The organism is Methylobacterium amylolyticum (assembly GCF_030700245.1).
Classification (GTDB): domain Bacteria; phylum Pseudomonadota; class Alphaproteobacteria; order Rhizobiales; family Beijerinckiaceae; genus Methylobacterium.
This window is the reverse complement of record NZ_JAUYZI010000009.1, coordinates 114,215-130,081: the sequence shown is the minus strand read 5'-3', so window position 1 is coordinate 130,081 and position 15,867 is coordinate 114,215. Positions and strand designations below refer to the sequence as shown.

The following is a 15,867-nucleotide window of genomic DNA, read 5'->3' as shown; positions in this document are numbered from 1 at the left end:
GGCCAGGGCGCGGCGGGACCGCGCGGGCGGACGATGGGCCATGCACGCCGGCACCCCGCACAGGTCGGTTTCGGACACGGTCTCCCGCGACGCGCTCGCGGGCCTCGGCACGCTGGTGGACGAGGCGGCGTTCGACCTCGGCCGCTGGCAGGCGGTCCTCGACGAGATGGCGCGGGTGTTGCCGGGGACGCGGGTCCTGTTCCAGGTCATCGACCCGGCCCTGGGCCGCGCCGCGCCGATGCTGGCCTCGGGCTGGGACGGGTGGATCCTGTCCGACTACGCGGCGCATTACGGGGCGATCAACCCCTGGGTGCCGGTGCTGCTCCGGGCGCCCGCCCTGACCACGGTGTTCTCCGACGCGGAACTGGCGCCGTCCGCGTTCCGGGCGAGCCCGTTCTACCAGGAGTGGCTGCGCCACATCGGCGAGGCCGACGCCTCGACCGGCACGAAGCTGATCGACCGGGGCGGCCGGCTCGGCGCGATCACCCTCAGCTACGACGGCCGCCACGCCGCGCGGGTCAACGCGGGCGCGGCGCGGGTGCTGGACGCCCTGGCGCCGCGCATGCGCCGCGCCCTCGACATCGGCCGAACCGGCGCCGCGGCGGCGTGGCGGAGCCAGGCCACCCCGGTGCTGGCGGCCCTGTCCGACCCGGCCCTGATCGTCACCCGCGACGGCGGCCTCGTGGAGGCGAACGCCGCGGCCGAGATCCTGATCGCCGACGGCGTCTTCCGCGTCGGTGCCGGCGACGCCGTCCGGTTCGCCGATCCCGGCCTCGCGCAGGACTTCGCCGAGGGCGTGCGGGCGGCCTGCGGCGCCCCGGGGCCGGCCCGCGACGGCCTCGCGCCGCGCGGGCCGGACGCGCGCCACGCGCTCACGGTGCTCGGCCTCAGCCCGGACATGCTCCGGACCCGGAGCCCGGCGGCGCTGCTCGCCGCGGGCGCGCTGGCGCTGGTGGTGATCCGCCCCCGCGGCGGCCCCGACCTGGCCGGCCGCCTCGCCCGCAGCGGCCTGTCGCCGGCCGAGATCCGGCTGGCGCTGGCGATGGACGGCTCGCGCCCGCTGCGCGCCGTGGCCGACGAGCTCGGCATCGCCCACGAGACCGCCCGCACCCATCTCAAGCGGGTGTTCGGCAAGCTCGGCGTCGCGCGGCAATCCGAGCTGGTCGCGCTGCTGATCCGGCTCGCCGCCGAGCGGTGAGGCCCCTCAGCCCGCCGTCTGGTCGGGCTTGCGCTCGGCGTCGGTCTTCAGCTCCGGGAAGTCCGACTGGGTGAAGGCCCGGCCGCGATAGGGGTCGTCGGTGACGCCGTCGTGCTCCAGGCGGCGGAGCTGCACCCGCCGGATCTTGCCCGAGATGGTCTTCGGCAGCTCGCTCACGAATTCGAGGCCGCGCAGGCGCTTGAACCCGGCGAGCCGGGCGTTGGTGAAGCGGAAGATGTCGAGGGCGGTGGCGGGGCCGGGCTCGGCCGCGGCGGTGAGCAGCACGTAGGCCTTCGGGATCAGGTAGCGCAGGGTGTCGGGCACCGGCACCACCGCGGCCTCGGCGACCGCCGGGTGCTCGATCAGCACGCTCTCCAGCTCGAACGGGCTGATCCGGTAGCCCGAGGACTTGAACACGTCGTCGGCCCGGCCGACGAAGGTGTAGCGGCCCTCGCCGTCGACGAAGGCGACGTCGCCGGTGCGGTACAGGTCGCCCTCGGCCCCCGAGAGGCGGCCGTTGCCGTCGTCGTAGCCCTGCATCAGCCCGGCGGGGCGGTGGGCGCCGAGTTCGAGGCAGACCTCGCCCTCGCTCGCCGGCGCGCCGTCCGCGTCGAGCACCCGCACCCGGTAGCCCGGCAGCGGCCGCCCGAGGGAGCCCGGGGTCACCGGCTGGCCGGGGGTGTTGGCCATCAGCGCCGTGGTCTCGGTCTGGCCGTAGCCGTCGCGGATCGTCAGCCCCCAGGCGGCCTTGACCCGCTCGATCACCTCCGGGTTCAGCGGCTCGCCCGCCGCGCAGACCTCGCGCAGCTTGAGGGCGCGGCCCCCCAGCTCCTCCTGGATGACCATGCGCCACACGGTCGGCGGCGCGCACAGCGTGGTCGCGCCGGTGCGCTCCAGTTGCGCCAGCAGGGCGGACGCACTGAACGGCGCCTGGTTGATCACCAGGATGGTCGCGCCCGCGTTCCAGGGGGCGAAGAACGAGGACCACGCGTGCTTGGCCCAGCCCGGGGAGGAGACGTTGCAGTGCACGTCGCCGGGCTGGAGGCCGAGCCAGTACATGGTCGAGAGGGCGCCCACCGGGTAGGAGCGGTGGCTGTGGCGCACCAGCTTCGGCTTCGCCGTGGTGCCCGAGGTGAAGTACAGGATCAGCGGGTCGTCGGCCCCGGTCGGCGCGTCCGGGGCGAAGGTCTCAGGTGCCGCGAAGGCCGCGTCGTAGGCACCCCAGCCCTTGTCCTCTGCCTTTGCGCCTGCCCCGGTGACGAGGCGGATCAGGCCGCCGGTGTCGAGCCCGGAGAAGCGCGGGAGCTGCTCGGGCCCGGCGACGATCGCCCGCGGGCGCCCGCGCTCCAGCCGGTCGGCCAGTTCTTCCCCGGTGAGCAGGGTGGTCGCCGGGATCACCACCACGCCGAGCTTCATCGCGGCGAGGAAGGTCTCCCACAGGGCCGGCACGTTGCCGAGCAGCAGGAGCAGGTGGTCGCCGCGCTTCAGGCCGAGGCCGGCCAGGTGGTTGGCGACCTGGTTCGAGCGCCGGCTCAGCTCCGCGAAGGAGAAGCTCACTTCGGCGCCGGTGCCCGCCTCGACGATCCGCAGGGCGGTCTGGTCGGGGCGCTCGGCCGCGAGCCCGGCGTCGAACCAATCCAGCGCCCAGTTGAACGGCACCGGATCGGGCCAGGAGAAGCCCGCCACCGCCTCCGCGTAGTCGGTGCGGCGGGCCAGCAGGAACTCGCGGGCCTCCCGGAAGCTCGGCATCGGCGTTCTCCCCAGTCTCGCTCTCTGGCGCCGGCGGGAAACGCCCCGCAGCGCGGAGCTCGTATCAGAACGGAATCAAATCCTCACCCGCCTCCCCCGCCTCCAGGCGGAGGATCATGGCGGCGTGAAACGCGCGGATCCGGTCGGCCACCGCGTCGACGCCGCGGCCGTTGCGCGCGAAATCGTCGGCGTTCAGGGCGATCAGGCCGGCGGTGTAGCCCGCCTCGTTGTCCTCGAACGGGTCGGCGTAGAGCCACGTCCACCAGTCGCGGGCGGGGATCCGGCTGGCCCCCGGCTTCACCCGCAGGGCCGCGAGGAAACGGAAATGCCGGGCGAGTTCCTTGCGCCACACCGCCCGCGTCGCCTCGGGCACGTCGAAGGCGAGCAGCTTCACGAGATGCTCGTTGACCGTCTCCTCGCGCCCGCGCGCCTTCTGAGCCACGAGTGCGCGCGGAAAAGCCATCTCGAACGCTTCGCGGCGGGCGGCGGCGGGCATCGGCGGCTCCTCAGCCGTGGGTGAACCGGGGCGGGCGCTTCTCCACGAAGGCGGCCATGCCCTCCGTCTGGTCGTCCGTCGCGAACATCGCGTGGAACACGCGCCGCTCGAAGCGCAGGCCCTCGGCGAGCGTCGTCTCGTAGGCGCGGTTGACCGCCTCCTTGGTCATCATCGCGCCGGGCTTGGACATGCCGGCGATGGTCTCGGCGGTCTTCAGCGCGTCCTCCACCAGCCGGGCGGCGGGGACGATCCGGGAGGCCAGCCCGCAGCGCTCGGCCTCGGCCGCGTCCATCATCCGGCCGGTGAGGCACATCTCCATCGCCTTCGCCTTGCCGACGAAGCGGGCGAGCCGCTGGCTGCCGCCCATGCCCGGCATCACCCCGAGCTTGATCTCCGGCTGGCCGAACTGCGCCGTGTCGGCGGCCAGGATGAAGTCGCACATCATCGCCAGCTCGCAGCCGCCGCCGAGCGCGTAGCCGGCCACCGCCGCGATCATCGGGGTGCGCACCGCGGTGAAGCGCTCCCAGTCGGAGAACCGGTCGGCACCGTAGACCTCGGCATAGGTGAGGTGCTGCATCTCCTTGATGTCGGCGCCGGCCGCGAAGGCCCGCTCCGAGCCGGTGATCACGATGCAGCCGACCTCCGAATCGGAATCGGCCCGGGTCACCGCGTCGATCAGTTCGCGGGTGAGCTGCCCGTTGATGGCGTTGAGCGCCTTCGGCCGGTTGAGGGTGACGAGCAGGACGCGCCCGCGCGTCTCGGTCAGGATCGTCTCGTACTCGGCCATCGCGTCAGGCTCCCTTCGCGCCGCGCAGCATACGGATGATCGCGGAAAAGTCCTCGTCGCCGTGGCCGAGCCCGTCGAACAGGCCGTAGACCTGCGCGGCCTCGGCGCCGAGCGGCGTCGCGGCCCCGGACGCGAGCGCGGCGGCCTGGGCGAGCCGCAGGTCCTTCAGCATCAGCGCCGCGGCGAAGCCGGGCTTGTAGCCGTTGTTGGCCGGCGAGGTCGGCACCGGGCCGGGCACCGGGCAGTAGGAGGTGAGCGACCAGCACTGGCCGGAGGAGACCGAGGCCACGTCGTAGAGCGCCTGGTGCGACAGCCCGAGCTTCTCGCCCAGCGCGAAGGCCTCAGACACCCCGATCATCGAGATGCCGAGGATCATGTTGTTGCAGATCTTGGCCGCCTGACCGGCCCCGTCCGCGCCGCAGTGGAAGACGTTCTTGCCCATCCGCTTCAGGATGGGCTCGGCCCGGGCGAAGGCCTCGTCCGAGCCGCCGGCCATGAAGGTCAGCGTCGCGCCGCGCGCGCCGCCGGTGCCGCCGGAGACGGGGGCGTCGACCGACAGGCAGCCGCGCCCCCGGGCGAGCGCGTGCGACTTGCGGGCGCTCTCGACGTCGACGGTGGAGGAATCGATCAGGAGCGTGCCGTCCGGAACGGCCTCGGCGAGCTGCGTCCAGACCTCGACCACGTGGCGGCCGGCCGGCAGCATGGTGATGACCGTCTCCGCGCCCGCGGCCGCCTCCAGCGCCGAGGCGGCGATCGCGACGCCCTCCCCCCGCGCCGTCTCCAGCGAGGCCGGCGCGAGGTCGAAGCCGCGCACCGTGTAGCCCGCCTTCACGAGGTTGGCCGCCATCGGCCCGCCCATGTTGCCGAGCCCGATGAACCCGATGGTTCCAGCCATCCCGCTTCCTCCCCTGTGGCCGGGCCGATGCGCCCGGTCCGCCGTCGTCTCTCCCACCCCGAACCTCATCCTGAGGTGTCGGAGCGCAGCGCAGGCCTCGAAGGAGGCCTCCAGCCGGCCGCGCGATCCCTGGAGCCCTCCTTCGAGGCCCGCTCGCGCGGGCACCTCAGGATGAGGGCGCGGGTGGGACGCGCGGCGTCTCGTCAGATCGGTCCCGTGCGCGCGCCCGTGAACACCGGCGCCGCCCGCGGCTTCAGCCAGCCGGCGATCCGGGCCGGCTCGACCGCGTCGAGGCGCGCCGGGTTCCAGCGCGGGGCCTTGTCCTTGTCGATCACCGCGGCGCGGATGCCCTCGCGGAAATCGCCCTCCTCCAGCAGCGCCAGGGAGGCGTGGAACTCGCGCTCCAGGCAGGCCTCCAGGTTCGGCGCGCCTCGCCCGAGCCGCAGCAGGCAGAGCGTCAGCACGAGGCTCGACGGCGATTTCTCCAGCAGCGTCGTCTTCGTGTCCGCCGCGAACGCGGAGCCCTCGGCGTCGAGGGCGGAAAGAATCTCGTCGACCATGTCGAAGGCGAAGCAGCGGTCGATTGTTTCCTGGTACGCGGCCAGCGGGGCGGGGCCGGGGTCCCGCGCGAAGTGGGCGACGGCCTCGCGCACGCCGTCGCGCCCGGCATCGGGGGCGAGCCCCGAGAGCGCCGCGACCAGCTCGGGGAGAGCATCCGCGGGGACAAAGCTGTCCGCCAAGTCGCAAAAGATCGCGTCGGCGGCGGCGACCGGGGCGCCGGTGAGGCCGAGATAGGTGCCGACCTCGCCGGGCGCCCGCGGCAGCAGCCACGTGCCGCCCACATCCGGCAGGTAGCCGATCCCGGTCTCGGGCATCGCCACCCGGGAGCGCTCGGTGACGATCCGGTGGGCCGCGTGTCCCGACAGGCCGACGCCGCCGCCCATGGTGATGCCGTCCATCACCGCGACGAACGGCTTCTCGTAGTTGGCTATGCGTGCGTCGAGCCGGTACTCGTCGCGCCAGAAATCCTCGGCGAAGGCGGGGCCGACGCTCTCGTAGAGGCCGCGCAGGTCGCCGCCCGCGCACAGGCCGCGCTCGCCCTCGCCGGTGAGCAGCACCGCGGCGACCGCCTTGTCGGCGGAGAAGCGGTCCAGCGCCGCGTCGATCTCCCCGACCATGCCGTGGGTGAGCGCGTTGAGCGCCTTCGGCCGGTTCAGGCGGATGCGGCCGAGCGTGCCGTCCTGCGCGACGATCACTTCGCTCATCAGCGGCCCCCGATCAGCGAGCGGGCGATGATGACGCGCATGATCTCGTTGGTCCCTTCGAGGATCTGATGCACGCGCAGGTCGCGCACGATCTTCTCGATCCCGTACTCGGCGAGGTAGCCGTAGCCGCCGTGCAGTTGCAGCGCGTCGTTGGCCACCGCGAAGGCGGCGTCGGTGACGTGGCGCTTGGCCATGGCGCAGAGCCGCGGCGCCTCGGGCGCCTTGGCGTCGAGGGCGCGGGCGGCGTGGTGCAGGAAGACGCGCGACGCCTCCAGGCTGGTGGCCATGTCGGCGAGGCGAAACTGCAGCGCCTGGAAATCGGTGAGCTTCGCCCCGAAGGCGCGGCGGTCGCCCATGTAGGCGAGCGCCTTGTCGAGGGCGGCCTGCGCTCCGCCGAGCGAGCAGGCGGCGATGTTGAGCCGCCCGCCGTCGAGGCCGCTCATCGCGATCTTGAAGCCGTCCCCCTCGGCGCCGAGGCGGTTGGCCACCGGCACGCGGCAGCCGTCGAACCGCACGGCCCGGGTCGGCTGGGCGTTCCAGCCCATCTTGCGCTCCTCGGCCCCGAACGAGAGGCCGGGGGTGTCCCGCTCGACCACCACCGCCGAGATGCCGCGCGGGCCGCCCTCCCCGGTGCGGACCATGCAGACGTACACGTCGCTGGCGCCGGCGCCCGAGATGAACTGCTTCTCGCCGGTCAGCACGTACTGGTCGCCGTCCCGCTCGGCGCGGGTGCGCAGAGCCGCCGCGTCCGAGCCGGAGCCCGGCTCGGTGAGGCAGTAGCTGCCGATCGCCTCCATGGTCATCATGGCGGGCAGCCAGCGGCCGCGCTGGGCGTCGTCGCCGTAGGCGTCGATCATCCAGGCGCACATGTTGTGGATCGACAGGAACGCCGCGGTCGTCGGGCAGCCGCCGCTCAGCGCCTCGAAGATCAGCGCCGCGTCGAGGCGCGACAGCCCGGAGCCGCCGTGATCCTCGCGGACGTAGATGCCGGCCATGCCGAGCGCCGCGGCGGCGCGCAGGGCGTCGACGGGAAATTTTTTCTGCTCATCCCACGCCAGGGCGTGCGGCGCGATGTGCTCGGCCGCAAAGCCCGCGGCCATCTCGGCGATGGCGGTCTGGTCCTCGTCGAGCCCGAAGCGCATGGCTACCTCGCGTGCCGCTGCCTTGCCGCCCTTCCCTCTCCCCTCCGCGGGAGAGGGTGGCCCCCGAAGGGGGTCGGGAGAGGGGAGCGACGGTGCCGGACGGGGCGGACGGCATTGGCCGAGCACGCCATCCTGACGCCGCCCTCCCCTCTCCCGACCCGGCCTCACGGCCGGGCCACCCTCCCCCGCAGAGGGGGGAGGGACTATGCGCTGTCAGCGCATCGTGGGAATCGAGAACTCCGCCCCGCTCTTGATGCCCGACGGCCAGCGCTGCGTCACCGTCTTGGTCTTGGTGTAGAAGCGGATCGAGTCCGGCCCGTGCTGGTTCAGGTCGCCGAGGCCCGAGCGCTTCCAGCCGCCGAAGGTGTGGTAGGCGATCGGCACCGGGATCGGCACGTTGACGCCGACCATGCCGACGTTGACCCGGGCGGTGAAGTCCCGCGCCGCGTCGCCGTCCTGGGTGAAGATCGCCACGCCGTTGCCGTACTGGTGGGTGGAGGGCAGCGCCAGCGCCTCCTCGTAGTCACGCGCCCGCACCACCGAGAGCACGGGGCCGAAGATCTCTTCCTTGTAGATCGTCATGTCCGCCGTGACGCGGTCGAACAGCGACCCGCCCATGTAGAAGCCGTTCTCGTAGCCCTGGAGCTTGAAGCCGCGGCCGTCGACGGCCAGATGCGCGCCCTCGCGCACGCCGGTGTCGATGTAGCCGCGCACCCGCTCCACCGCCTCGGCGGTGACCAGCGGCCCGTAATCGGCGCCCTCGTCGTGCGACGGGCCGATCTTGAGGGACTCGACCCGGGGGACCAGCCGCTCCATCAGCCGGTCGGCCGTGGCCTCGCCGACCGGCACGGCCACCGAGATCGCCATGCAGCGCTCGCCGGCCGAGCCGTAGCCGGCGCCGATCAGCGCGTCGACTGCCTGGTCCATGTTGGCGTCGGGCATGATGATCATGTGGTTCTTGGCGCCGCCGAAGCACTGGGCGCGCTTGCCCGTCTGCGCCGAGCGCACGTAGATGTACTCGGCGATCGAGGACGAGCCGACGAAGCCCACCGCCCGGATGTCCTCGTCGTCGAGGATCGCGTCCACCGCCTCCTTGTCGCCGTTGACGACGTTGAGGATCCCGGCCGGCAGCCCCGCCTCCAGGAACAGCTCGGCGATGCGGATCGGCACGCTCGGGTCGCGCTCGGACGGCTTGAGGATGAAGGCGTTGCCGCAGGCGATGGCCGGCGCGCATTTCCACAGCGGGATCATCGCCGGGAAGTTGAACGGGGTGATGCCCGCCACCACGCCCAGCGGCTGGCGCAGGGAGTAGACGTCGATGCCGGGGCCGGCGCCCTCGGTGTACTCGCCCTTGAGCAGGTGCGGGATGCCGCAGGCGAACTCGACCACCTCGACGCCGCGCTGGATGTCGCCCTTGGCGTCGGGCACAGTCTTGCCGTGCTCGGAGGCCAGCAGCTCCGCCAGAGCCTGCGTCTCGCCGCGGATCAGCTCCAGGAAGCGCATCATCACCCGGGCGCGCTTCTGGGGGTTCTGGGCGGCCCAGGCCGGCTGCGCCGCCTTGGCGTTCTCCACCGCCGCGCGCATCTCCGCGCGGCTCGCCAGCGCCACCCGCGCCTGGACCTCGCCGGTCGAGGGGTGGAACACGTCGGCGTGCCGCCCGCTCTCGCCGCCGACCGCGCGGCCGCCGATGAAGTGCCCGATCTCGCGCATGCGCGCCTCCCTGATGTCACCGATTTTGCGCGGACCCTAAGCGGGATCGGCTGAACGATAAAGCTGGACCGGCTCACGACCGCCGTGCATCGATGCACAGCGCGGGGGTTTCGTCAGGATCTCGTCATGAGCGCGCGCGGACCGGGCCGGAGCTGGGACGACCTGCGCTTCTTCCTGGCGGTGGCGCGCACCGGCACGCTCAGCGCGGCCGCGGCCCGGGTCGGCACCGAGCACACCACGGTCGGCCGCCGGATCCGGGCGCTGGAGGAGGGCCTGAGCGCCCGCCTGTTCCACCGGAGCAACCTCGGCTACGCGCTGACCGAGGCCGGCGAGGGGCTGCTCGCCACGGCGGAGGCGATGGAGAGCGCCTTCCTCGCCGCGCACGCGGCCGGCGACGAGGCGGGCCGCGCGGTCTCGGGCACCGTGCGGATCGGCGCGCCGGACGGGTTCGGCAGCGTCTTCCTGGCGCCCCGGATGCATCGGCTCACCGGGCGCCACCCGGGGCTGGAGGTCGAGATCCTGGCCACCGCCCGGATCTTCAGCCTGTCGAAGCGGGAGGCCGACATCGTGGTCAGCCTCTCGGCCGCGCAGCAGGCCCGGGTGGTGACGCGGCGGCTCACCGACTACCGGCTGTCGGTCTACGCCGCCGCGGCCTACCTCGCGGGCGCACCGCCGATCCGGGTGCCGGAGGACCTGCGGGCGCATCCCTTCGTCGGCTACATCGAGGACATGCTGTTCGCCCGCGAGCTGAACTACCTCGGGGCGATCGGGCCCGAGGTCTCGGCGCGGCTGCGCTCCACCAACCTGCTGGCCCAGGTCCACGCGACGCGGGCGGGGGCGGGCCTGTGCATCCTGCCGGCCTTCATCGCCGCCGGGGAGCCGGGGCTCCGGCCGGTCCTGCCGGAGGCGGTGTCGCTGACCCGCTCCTTCCACATGCACGTCCACGAGGACCACCGGAAGGCCGCCCACATCCGCGCGGTGGCGGCCTTCATCGCCGCCGAGGTCGAGGCCGCGGGCCCGCTCTTCGCCGGGCCGCCGACGTAGCATCCGCGGTTTCCCCCGGATCGAACGGGCCGTATGGAGTCGGGCGGGCCGCCCCGGAATCGCGGGCGCCGGTGGGAGGGAAACGGACATGGTCGCCTCGATCGCCTTGCCGCGGCTGATGCGCGTCGGCGCCGGGGCCTCCCGGCTGCTGCCGGAGGTTCTGGGGCAGCTCGGCCTGTCTCGGCCCTTCATCGTCACCGATCCCTACCTCGCGGGCACCGGGCAGGCGGCGGGCCTGGCCGAGCGGCTCGCCGCGGCGGGGATCACGGCCGAGGTCTTCTCCGACACGGTGCCGGACCCGACCGTCGCCTCGGTCGACGCGGCGCTGGCGGCGCTGAGGGCGGGGCAGCACGACTGCGTCGTCGGCTTCGGCGGCGGCAGCCCGATGGACACCGCCAAGGCGGTGGCGGTGCTCGCCGCCCACGGCGGCCCGATGCAGCGCTACAAGGCGCCCCACAACCAGGACGCGCCGGGCCTGCCGATCGTGGCGATCCCGACCACCGCCGGCACCGGCTCCGAGGCCACCCGCTTCACCATCGTCACCGACGCGGCGACCGACGAGAAGATGCTCTGCATCGGGCTGGCCTACCTGCCGGTCGCCGCGCTGGTCGATTACGAGCTGACGCTGACGAAGCCGAAGCGGCTGACCGCCGACACCGGCATCGACGCCCTGACCCACGCGATCGAGGCCTACGTCTCGCGCCGCTCCAACCTGTTCTCCGACGGTCTCGCGCTCCAGGCGATGAAGCTCATCGCCCCGAACCTCCGGCGGGTCTGGACCGACCCGGGCGACCGGGCGGCGCGCGAGGCGATGATGCTCGGCGCCACCCAGGCCGGCATCGCCTTCTCGAACGCGTCGGTCGCCCTGGTCCACGGCATGAGCCGGCCGATCGGCGCGCATTTCCACGTGGCGCACGGGCTGTCGAACGCGATGCTGCTGCCGGCGGTGACCGCGTTCTCGACCCCGGCGGCGACCGGGCGCTACGCCGCCTGCGCCCGGGCGATGGGGGTGGCCCGCGACGGCGAGGACGACCGCGCGGCGGCCGCCGCCCTGGTGCGGGAGCTGGAGGCCCTGAACGACGACCTCGACGTGCCGAGCCCCCGCGACTACGGCCTCGACGCCGCCCGCTGGGAGGCGCTGATCCCGACCATGGCTGCCCAGGCGCTGGCCTCCGGCTCGCCGGGCAACAACCCGCTGGTGCCGGGCGCCGCCGAGATCGAGGCGCTGTACCGGCGGGTGTGGGCGGGGTGATCCCGGCCGTGCGGACCGGTCTCCCGCAGGCCGGGATCGCCGAGGCGCAGGATTGCCGAGGCACGGGGCCGTCAGGCCGGCCTCGGCTCCTCGACGCATCCAGTGGTTGCAGGTAAAATAGATATGCAAATCATAGTGCGGTTCTGCTCGAATTCAGAGGGCCACGACAGGTAATACGCCGAGAGATACACGTCGCCTTTACCGGATCTCCCGACATTCGCGCGCAAGAGGGGGGATCAAGCATGAACCTGCGTCTGTCACGTGTCCTGAACGGCATCATCGCGATCCTGGCGATCGGCATCCTGGCGCAGGGCGTCATGGGGGTGATGCAACTGCGCACCGTCAACGCGAACGCGCTGGACATCTCCGAGAACTGGATGCCGAGCGTGCGCGAACTCGGCGAACTCAAGTACAGGATCACGCGCCTGCGCCTCGTGGACGCCCGCTACCTGACGGGCCTCGAACCCGCGAGCGCCCTGGACGAGACGTCCGCCCGCCGGACCAAGGATGCCGAGGCGGTCGCCGCCCGCTACGAGGCGCTGATCGCGAGCCCGGAGGAGCGGGCCCTGTGGGACGCGTTCCGGCAGACGTGGAGCGCGTACCGCGCCTACCGGGAGAAGATCGCGGCGGCCGCGCGCGTGGGCGATCAGACCGAGATCAACGACCTGTTCTCGGCCTCGCGCAAGGTGTTCGACGGGGCCCTGGAGGCGCTCGACCGCGACCTGGCGCTGAACGTGCAGGGCGGCGAGCAGGCGCGGGCCGCGGCCGGCGTGACCTACGATCGCGCGATCTGGCTGACCGCCCTCCTCTGCGGCCTCGCCCTGCTCGGCAGCCTAGCCGGCATCGGCTACGTGGCGATGGGGGTCACGCGCCCGATCGGCCGGCTGATCGGGCGGATGCGCGGCCTCGCGGCGGGCGAGACCGAGGCGCCGGTTCCCCACACCGACCGCACCAACGAGATCGGCGCCATCGCCGCCGCGGTCGAGGCGTCCCGGGAGACCCTGGTTCGCACGCGCCGGCTGGAAGAGGAGACGGCGCTCGCCCGCGCCTCCGCCGAGGAGCAGCGCCGGGCCGGCATGCGCCAGATGGCCGACGGCTTCGAGGCGGCGGTGAGCGGCATCGTCGGGCAGGTGTCGGCCTCGGCCACCGAGTTGCAGGCCACCGCGCAGCAGATGACGGCCACGGCCACAGAGACCGCCGCCCAGTCCACCGCGGTCGCGGCCGCGGCCGAGGAGGCGGCGTCGAATGTCGGCACCGTGGCGGCCGCGGCGGCGCAGCTCGGGAGCTCCGTCCACGAGATCGGACGGCAGGCGCAGGATTCGGCCGGGCTGGCGCGGAGCGCCGTCGCCGAGGCCGATCAGACCGCCCAGTTCGTCCAGGCCCTGAAGGCGACCTCGACGCGCATCGGCGACATGGTGGGGCTGATCTCGACCATCGCCGGACAGACGAACCTGCTGGCCCTCAACGCGACGATCGAGGCCGCGCGGGCGGGCGAGGCGGGGCGCGGCTTCGCGGTCGTCGCCGCCGAGGTCAAGGAGCTGGCCAACCAGACGGCGCGCGCCACGGAGGAGATCACCGGACAGATCGGCGAGATCCGGGGCGTCACCGATCAGACGGTGGCGGCCATCGACGCGATCTCGGCGCGCATCCGCCGGATCAGCGACGCGGCGAATTCCATCGCGGCGGCGGTTGAGCAGCAGGGCGCGGCCACGCAGGAGATCGTGCGCAACGTGGCGCAGGCGGCGGCCGGCACGGGCGAGGTGACCGTCAACATCACCGGCGTGGCGCACGCCTCCGAGGAGACGGGCGCGGCGGCGGGGCAGGTTCTCTCGGCGGCCTCGGAGCTGTCGCGCCAATCCGAGCATCTCTCCGGCGAGATGGACCGCTTCCTCGCCACCGTCCGCGCGGCCTGAGGCCGCGTCGGGACCCGCCGCGCCCGGCCCGTTCCGGCGGCGCGGCGGGTGCGGTCGCGCCTACTTCCCGGCGGTCAGCGGGCAGCCGCTCTCGGCGACGGTGGCGAAGGCCTCGGTCCCGGGGATGGTGGAGACCAGACGGTACAGGTCCCAGGGCCCCTTCGACTCGGCGGGCTTCTTGGTCTCGAACAGGTACATGTCGTGGACCATGAGCCCGGTCGGCTGCACGTGGCCGTTGCGGGTGAACACGTCGTCCACGGGCAGCGCCTTCAGCTTGTCGTTGACCGGATCGGTCGCGTCGGTGCCCGCCGCCTTGACCGCCTTGAGGTAGGACAGGACCGCCGAGTAGGTGCCCGTCTGGATCATGTTCGGCATCCGGTTGGTGCGCTTCATGAAGCGCTGGCCGAAGGCCCGGGTGTCGTCGTTGAGGTCCCAGTACCACGCCTCGGTCAGCGTCAGGCCCTGCGCGGCCTTGATGCCGAGCCCGTGCACCTCGGAGAGGGTGAACAGCAGCGCGGCGAGCTTCTGGCCGCCGTCGACGATGCCGTACTCGGAGGCCTGCTTGATCGCGTTCGAGGTGTCGAGGCCGGCATTGGCGAGCCCGATCACCTGCGCCTTCGACCCCTGCGCCTGGAGCAGGAACGAGGAGAAGTCCTGGGTCGAGAGCGGGTGGCGCACCGAGCCCACCACCGTGCCGCCGTTGGCCTTGATCACCCGGGTGGTGTCGTTCTCGAGCGCTGTGCCGAACGCGTAGTCGGCGGTGAGGAAGAACCACGTCTTGCCCCCCGCCCGGGTGAGCGCGCCGCCGGTGCCGACCGCGAGCGCGCGGGTGTCGTAGGCCCAGTGGTAGCCGTAGGGCGTGCAGGCCTTGCCGGTGAGGTCGCTGGTGGCCGCGCCGGTGGTGATGGTGATCTTCTTCTTCTCGAGCGACAGGCCCTGGACCGCGAGGGCGACCGAGGAGGTGGTCAGCTCCATGATCGCGTCGACGCCGTCGCGGTCGTACCATTGCCGGGCGATCCCCGAGGCGATGTCGGGCTTGTTCTGGTGGTCGGCGGTGACGATCTCGATCGGCACGCCGCCGACCTTGCCGCCGAAATCCTCCACCGCCATCCGCGCCGCCTCGACCGAGCCGGCGCCGCCGAACTCGGCGTAGAGGCCGGACTGGTCGTTGAGGATGCCGATGCGGACCACGCCGCCGGAGAAGGCGCCCGTCCCCGAAGCCCCGCCCTGACCTGTCCCTTGAGCCGTCCCCTGGGCCGCGGCCGGCCCCGTCCCGAGCGCGGTCCCCATCAGCAGGGCCGCGAGGATCGCGCCGCCGTGTCGCTTGGTCATGCTTCCACCCCGTCGTCCGTCGCCCGCTTCTCGGGCGGGTGCGGCGGAGACGGTATTCAAAGCGCGGCCGGAACGGAAGGGCGGCGCGGGGGGCCGCCTGACGGTTCGCCGCCGCCATCGCCCCGTTTCCGGAAGCCGCGCCGGGCGGGGCGGTGAGACTCGCTTAACCATAAGTACACGAATCCGCCGGCAAGGTCGGGGCATCGACGGCGCTCGCCCGTCTCCGCGCCCCGCCCACCGCCCCGGCCCCCCGATGAGACCAGCCCGCCTCGCCGTGCTCGGCATCGCCCTCGTCGCGGGCTGCGGGGCCGCGTTCCTGATGGGCGGCGACCCGCCCCCGCCGCCCCCGCCCACGGCCCGGGTCGTCGAGGCGCCGCCGGCCCCGATGACCGACGTGCTGGTGGCCGCCGCCGACGCGCCGATGGGCCAGGTGCTCCAGCCCGCCGACCTGCGCTGGCAGTCCTGGCCGAACGCGGCGATCTCGTCGGGCTTCGTCACCCGGACCAACAGCCCGAAGGCCCTGGAGGAGACGGTCGGCGCCACGGTGCGCGCGCCCTTCCTCGCAGGCGAGCCGATCCGGGCGCAGAAGCTGGTGCGGCCCGAGAGCGGCTTCATGGCCGCGATCCTGCCCGCCGGGATGCGCGCGGTGGCGATCGTCACCGACAGCCGCGGCACCAACTCGGCCGGCGGCTTCATCCTGCCCAACGACCGGGTGGACGTGATCCGCACCTACCGGGACGACGCCGCCTCGCGCGCCTCCGGGGGCGACGTGCAGCTCGCGCAGACGATCCTGACCGACGTGCGGGTGCTCGCGGTCGGCCAGTTGATCCAAGAGAAGAACGGCACGAACGTCGTCACCGGCGAGACCGCGACGCTGGCGCTGAATCCGGCCCAGGCCGAGACCATCACGCTGGCCCAGAAGGTCGGCTCCCTCTCCCTGTCCCTGCGCAGCCTCGCCGACTCGGGCCGCGCCGTCGACACCACCACCACCGCGCCGGCCGAGACGCCGGAGGCGCAGGTGCAGGCGCCCGACCCGGCGCTCACCATCGTGCGCTTCGGCGTCGCGCGCCAGCAGACGCCGTGA

Annotated in this window: 13 protein-coding genes; 5 read left to right on the top strand and 8 right to left on the bottom strand. The window is 73.2% G+C overall.

All coding sequences use genetic code 11. The annotated features are described in order from the left end of the window. Positions 1–40: 40 nt before the first annotated feature. Entirely contained in the window at positions 41–1,198 is a 1,158-nt protein-coding gene (locus Q8W71_RS09230) for a helix-turn-helix transcriptional regulator (RefSeq protein ID WP_305525048.1), read from the top strand. 6 nt (positions 1,199–1,204) lie between these two features. Here Q8W71_RS09230 and Q8W71_RS09225 read toward each other — a convergent pair whose 3' ends face one another. From Q8W71_RS09225 to Q8W71_RS09195, 7 genes are all read right to left on the bottom strand, one after another. Next, positions 1,205–2,947: an AMP-binding protein gene (locus Q8W71_RS09225; protein WP_305525047.1), complete on the bottom strand. Its 1,743-nt coding sequence runs from the start codon at positions 2,945–2,947 to the stop codon at positions 1,205–1,207. A 64-nt stretch (positions 2,948–3,011) separates the two neighbouring features. Next, positions 3,012–3,443, bottom strand: coding sequence for a hypothetical protein (locus tag Q8W71_RS09220; protein ID WP_305525046.1), 432 nt, complete (start codon positions 3,441–3,443; stop codon positions 3,012–3,014). 10 nt (positions 3,444–3,453) lie between these two features. Then, a complete protein-coding gene (locus tag Q8W71_RS09215) occupies positions 3,454–4,230 on the bottom strand; it encodes an enoyl-CoA hydratase (RefSeq protein WP_305525045.1) in 777 nt (258 codons plus the stop codon). Between the two features lie 4 nt (positions 4,231–4,234). Beyond that, the gene (mmsB, locus tag Q8W71_RS09210) at positions 4,235–5,125 is read right to left on the bottom strand and encodes a 3-hydroxyisobutyrate dehydrogenase (protein WP_305525044.1); all 891 of its coding nucleotides are present in this window, start codon (positions 5,123–5,125) and stop codon (positions 4,235–4,237) included. Between the two features lie 203 nt (positions 5,126–5,328). Further along, positions 5,329–6,390 carry an enoyl-CoA hydratase/isomerase family protein gene (locus tag Q8W71_RS09205; protein ID WP_305525043.1) on the bottom strand — a complete coding sequence of 354 codons (1,062 nt, stop codon included), beginning with the start codon at positions 6,388–6,390 and terminating at the stop codon, positions 5,329–5,331. Then, positions 6,390–7,532, bottom strand: coding sequence for an acyl-CoA dehydrogenase family protein (locus Q8W71_RS09200; protein ID WP_305525042.1), 1,143 nt, complete (start codon positions 7,530–7,532; stop codon positions 6,390–6,392). The genes Q8W71_RS09205 and Q8W71_RS09200 overlap by 1 nt, the downstream gene beginning before the upstream one ends. A gap of 213 nt (positions 7,533–7,745) precedes the next feature. Further along, complete coding sequence (locus tag Q8W71_RS09195; RefSeq protein ID WP_305525041.1) at positions 7,746–9,242, bottom strand: CoA-acylating methylmalonate-semialdehyde dehydrogenase; 1,497 nt, start codon at positions 9,240–9,242, stop codon at positions 7,746–7,748. A gap of 126 nt (positions 9,243–9,368) precedes the next feature. Between Q8W71_RS09195 and Q8W71_RS09190 the strand changes: the two genes are divergently transcribed. The 3 genes from Q8W71_RS09190 (at position 9,369) to Q8W71_RS09180 (ending at position 13,451) form a co-directional block, all read left to right on the top strand. Then, entirely contained in the window at positions 9,369–10,286 is a 918-nt protein-coding gene (locus tag Q8W71_RS09190) for a LysR family transcriptional regulator (protein WP_305525040.1), read from the top strand. Positions 10,287–10,374: 88 nt separating this feature from the next. Continuing rightward, positions 10,375–11,538 carry an iron-containing alcohol dehydrogenase gene (locus Q8W71_RS09185; protein ID WP_305525039.1) on the top strand — a complete coding sequence of 388 codons (1,164 nt, stop codon included), beginning with the start codon at positions 10,375–10,377 and terminating at the stop codon, positions 11,536–11,538. Positions 11,539–11,780: 242 nt separating this feature from the next. After that, on the top strand, positions 11,781–13,451 hold the full coding sequence (locus Q8W71_RS09180; RefSeq protein WP_305525038.1) for a methyl-accepting chemotaxis protein: 1,671 nt from the start codon (positions 11,781–11,783) through the stop codon (positions 13,449–13,451). 60 nt (positions 13,452–13,511) lie between these two features. On the opposite strand, the gene Q8W71_RS09175 is transcribed toward Q8W71_RS09180, so the two are convergent. Then, on the bottom strand, positions 13,512–14,783 hold the full coding sequence (locus tag Q8W71_RS09175) for an ABC transporter substrate-binding protein (RefSeq protein WP_305525037.1): 1,272 nt from the start codon (positions 14,781–14,783) through the stop codon (positions 13,512–13,514). Positions 14,784–15,036: 253 nt separating this feature from the next. Here Q8W71_RS09175 and cpaB point away from each other — a divergent pair, with 253 nt between their 5' ends. Then, a complete protein-coding gene (gene cpaB / locus Q8W71_RS09170; protein ID WP_305525036.1) occupies positions 15,037–15,867 on the top strand; it encodes a Flp pilus assembly protein CpaB in 831 nt (276 codons plus the stop codon).

Excerpts from the sequence above, each read along its gene's own strand:
- mmsB (WP_305525044.1), bottom strand. The coding sequence starts at position 5,125 with ATGGCTGGAACCATCGGGTTCATCGGGCTCGGCAACATGGGCGGGCCG.
- Q8W71_RS09185 (WP_305525039.1), top strand. The coding sequence starts at position 10,375 with ATGGTCGCCTCGATCGCCTTGCCGCGGCTGATGCGCGTCGGCGCCGGG.
- Q8W71_RS09205 (WP_305525043.1), bottom strand. The coding sequence starts at position 6,390 with ATGAGCGAAGTGATCGTCGCGCAGGACGGCACGCTCGGCCGCATCCGC.
- Q8W71_RS09190 (WP_305525040.1), top strand. The coding sequence starts at position 9,369 with ATGAGCGCGCGCGGACCGGGCCGGAGCTGGGACGACCTGCGCTTCTTC.
- Q8W71_RS09180 (WP_305525038.1), top strand. The coding sequence starts at position 11,781 with ATGAACCTGCGTCTGTCACGTGTCCTGAACGGCATCATCGCGATCCTG.
- Q8W71_RS09200 (WP_305525042.1), bottom strand. The coding sequence starts at position 7,532 with ATGCGCTTCGGGCTCGACGAGGACCAGACCGCCATCGCCGAGATGGCC.
- Q8W71_RS09225 (WP_305525047.1), bottom strand. The coding sequence starts at position 2,947 with ATGCCGAGCTTCCGGGAGGCCCGCGAGTTCCTGCTGGCCCGCCGCACC.
- Q8W71_RS09175 (WP_305525037.1), bottom strand. The coding sequence starts at position 14,783 with ATGACCAAGCGACACGGCGGCGCGATCCTCGCGGCCCTGCTGATGGGG.
- Q8W71_RS09195 (WP_305525041.1), bottom strand. The coding sequence starts at position 9,242 with ATGCGCGAGATCGGGCACTTCATCGGCGGCCGCGCGGTCGGCGGCGAG.
- cpaB (WP_305525036.1), top strand. The coding sequence starts at position 15,037 with ATGAGACCAGCCCGCCTCGCCGTGCTCGGCATCGCCCTCGTCGCGGGC.
- Q8W71_RS09215 (WP_305525045.1), bottom strand. The coding sequence starts at position 4,230 with ATGGCCGAGTACGAGACGATCCTGACCGAGACGCGCGGGCGCGTCCTG.
- Q8W71_RS09220 (WP_305525046.1), bottom strand. The coding sequence starts at position 3,443 with ATGCCCGCCGCCGCCCGCCGCGAAGCGTTCGAGATGGCTTTTCCGCGC.
- Q8W71_RS09230 (WP_305525048.1), top strand. The coding sequence starts at position 41 with ATGCACGCCGGCACCCCGCACAGGTCGGTTTCGGACACGGTCTCCCGC.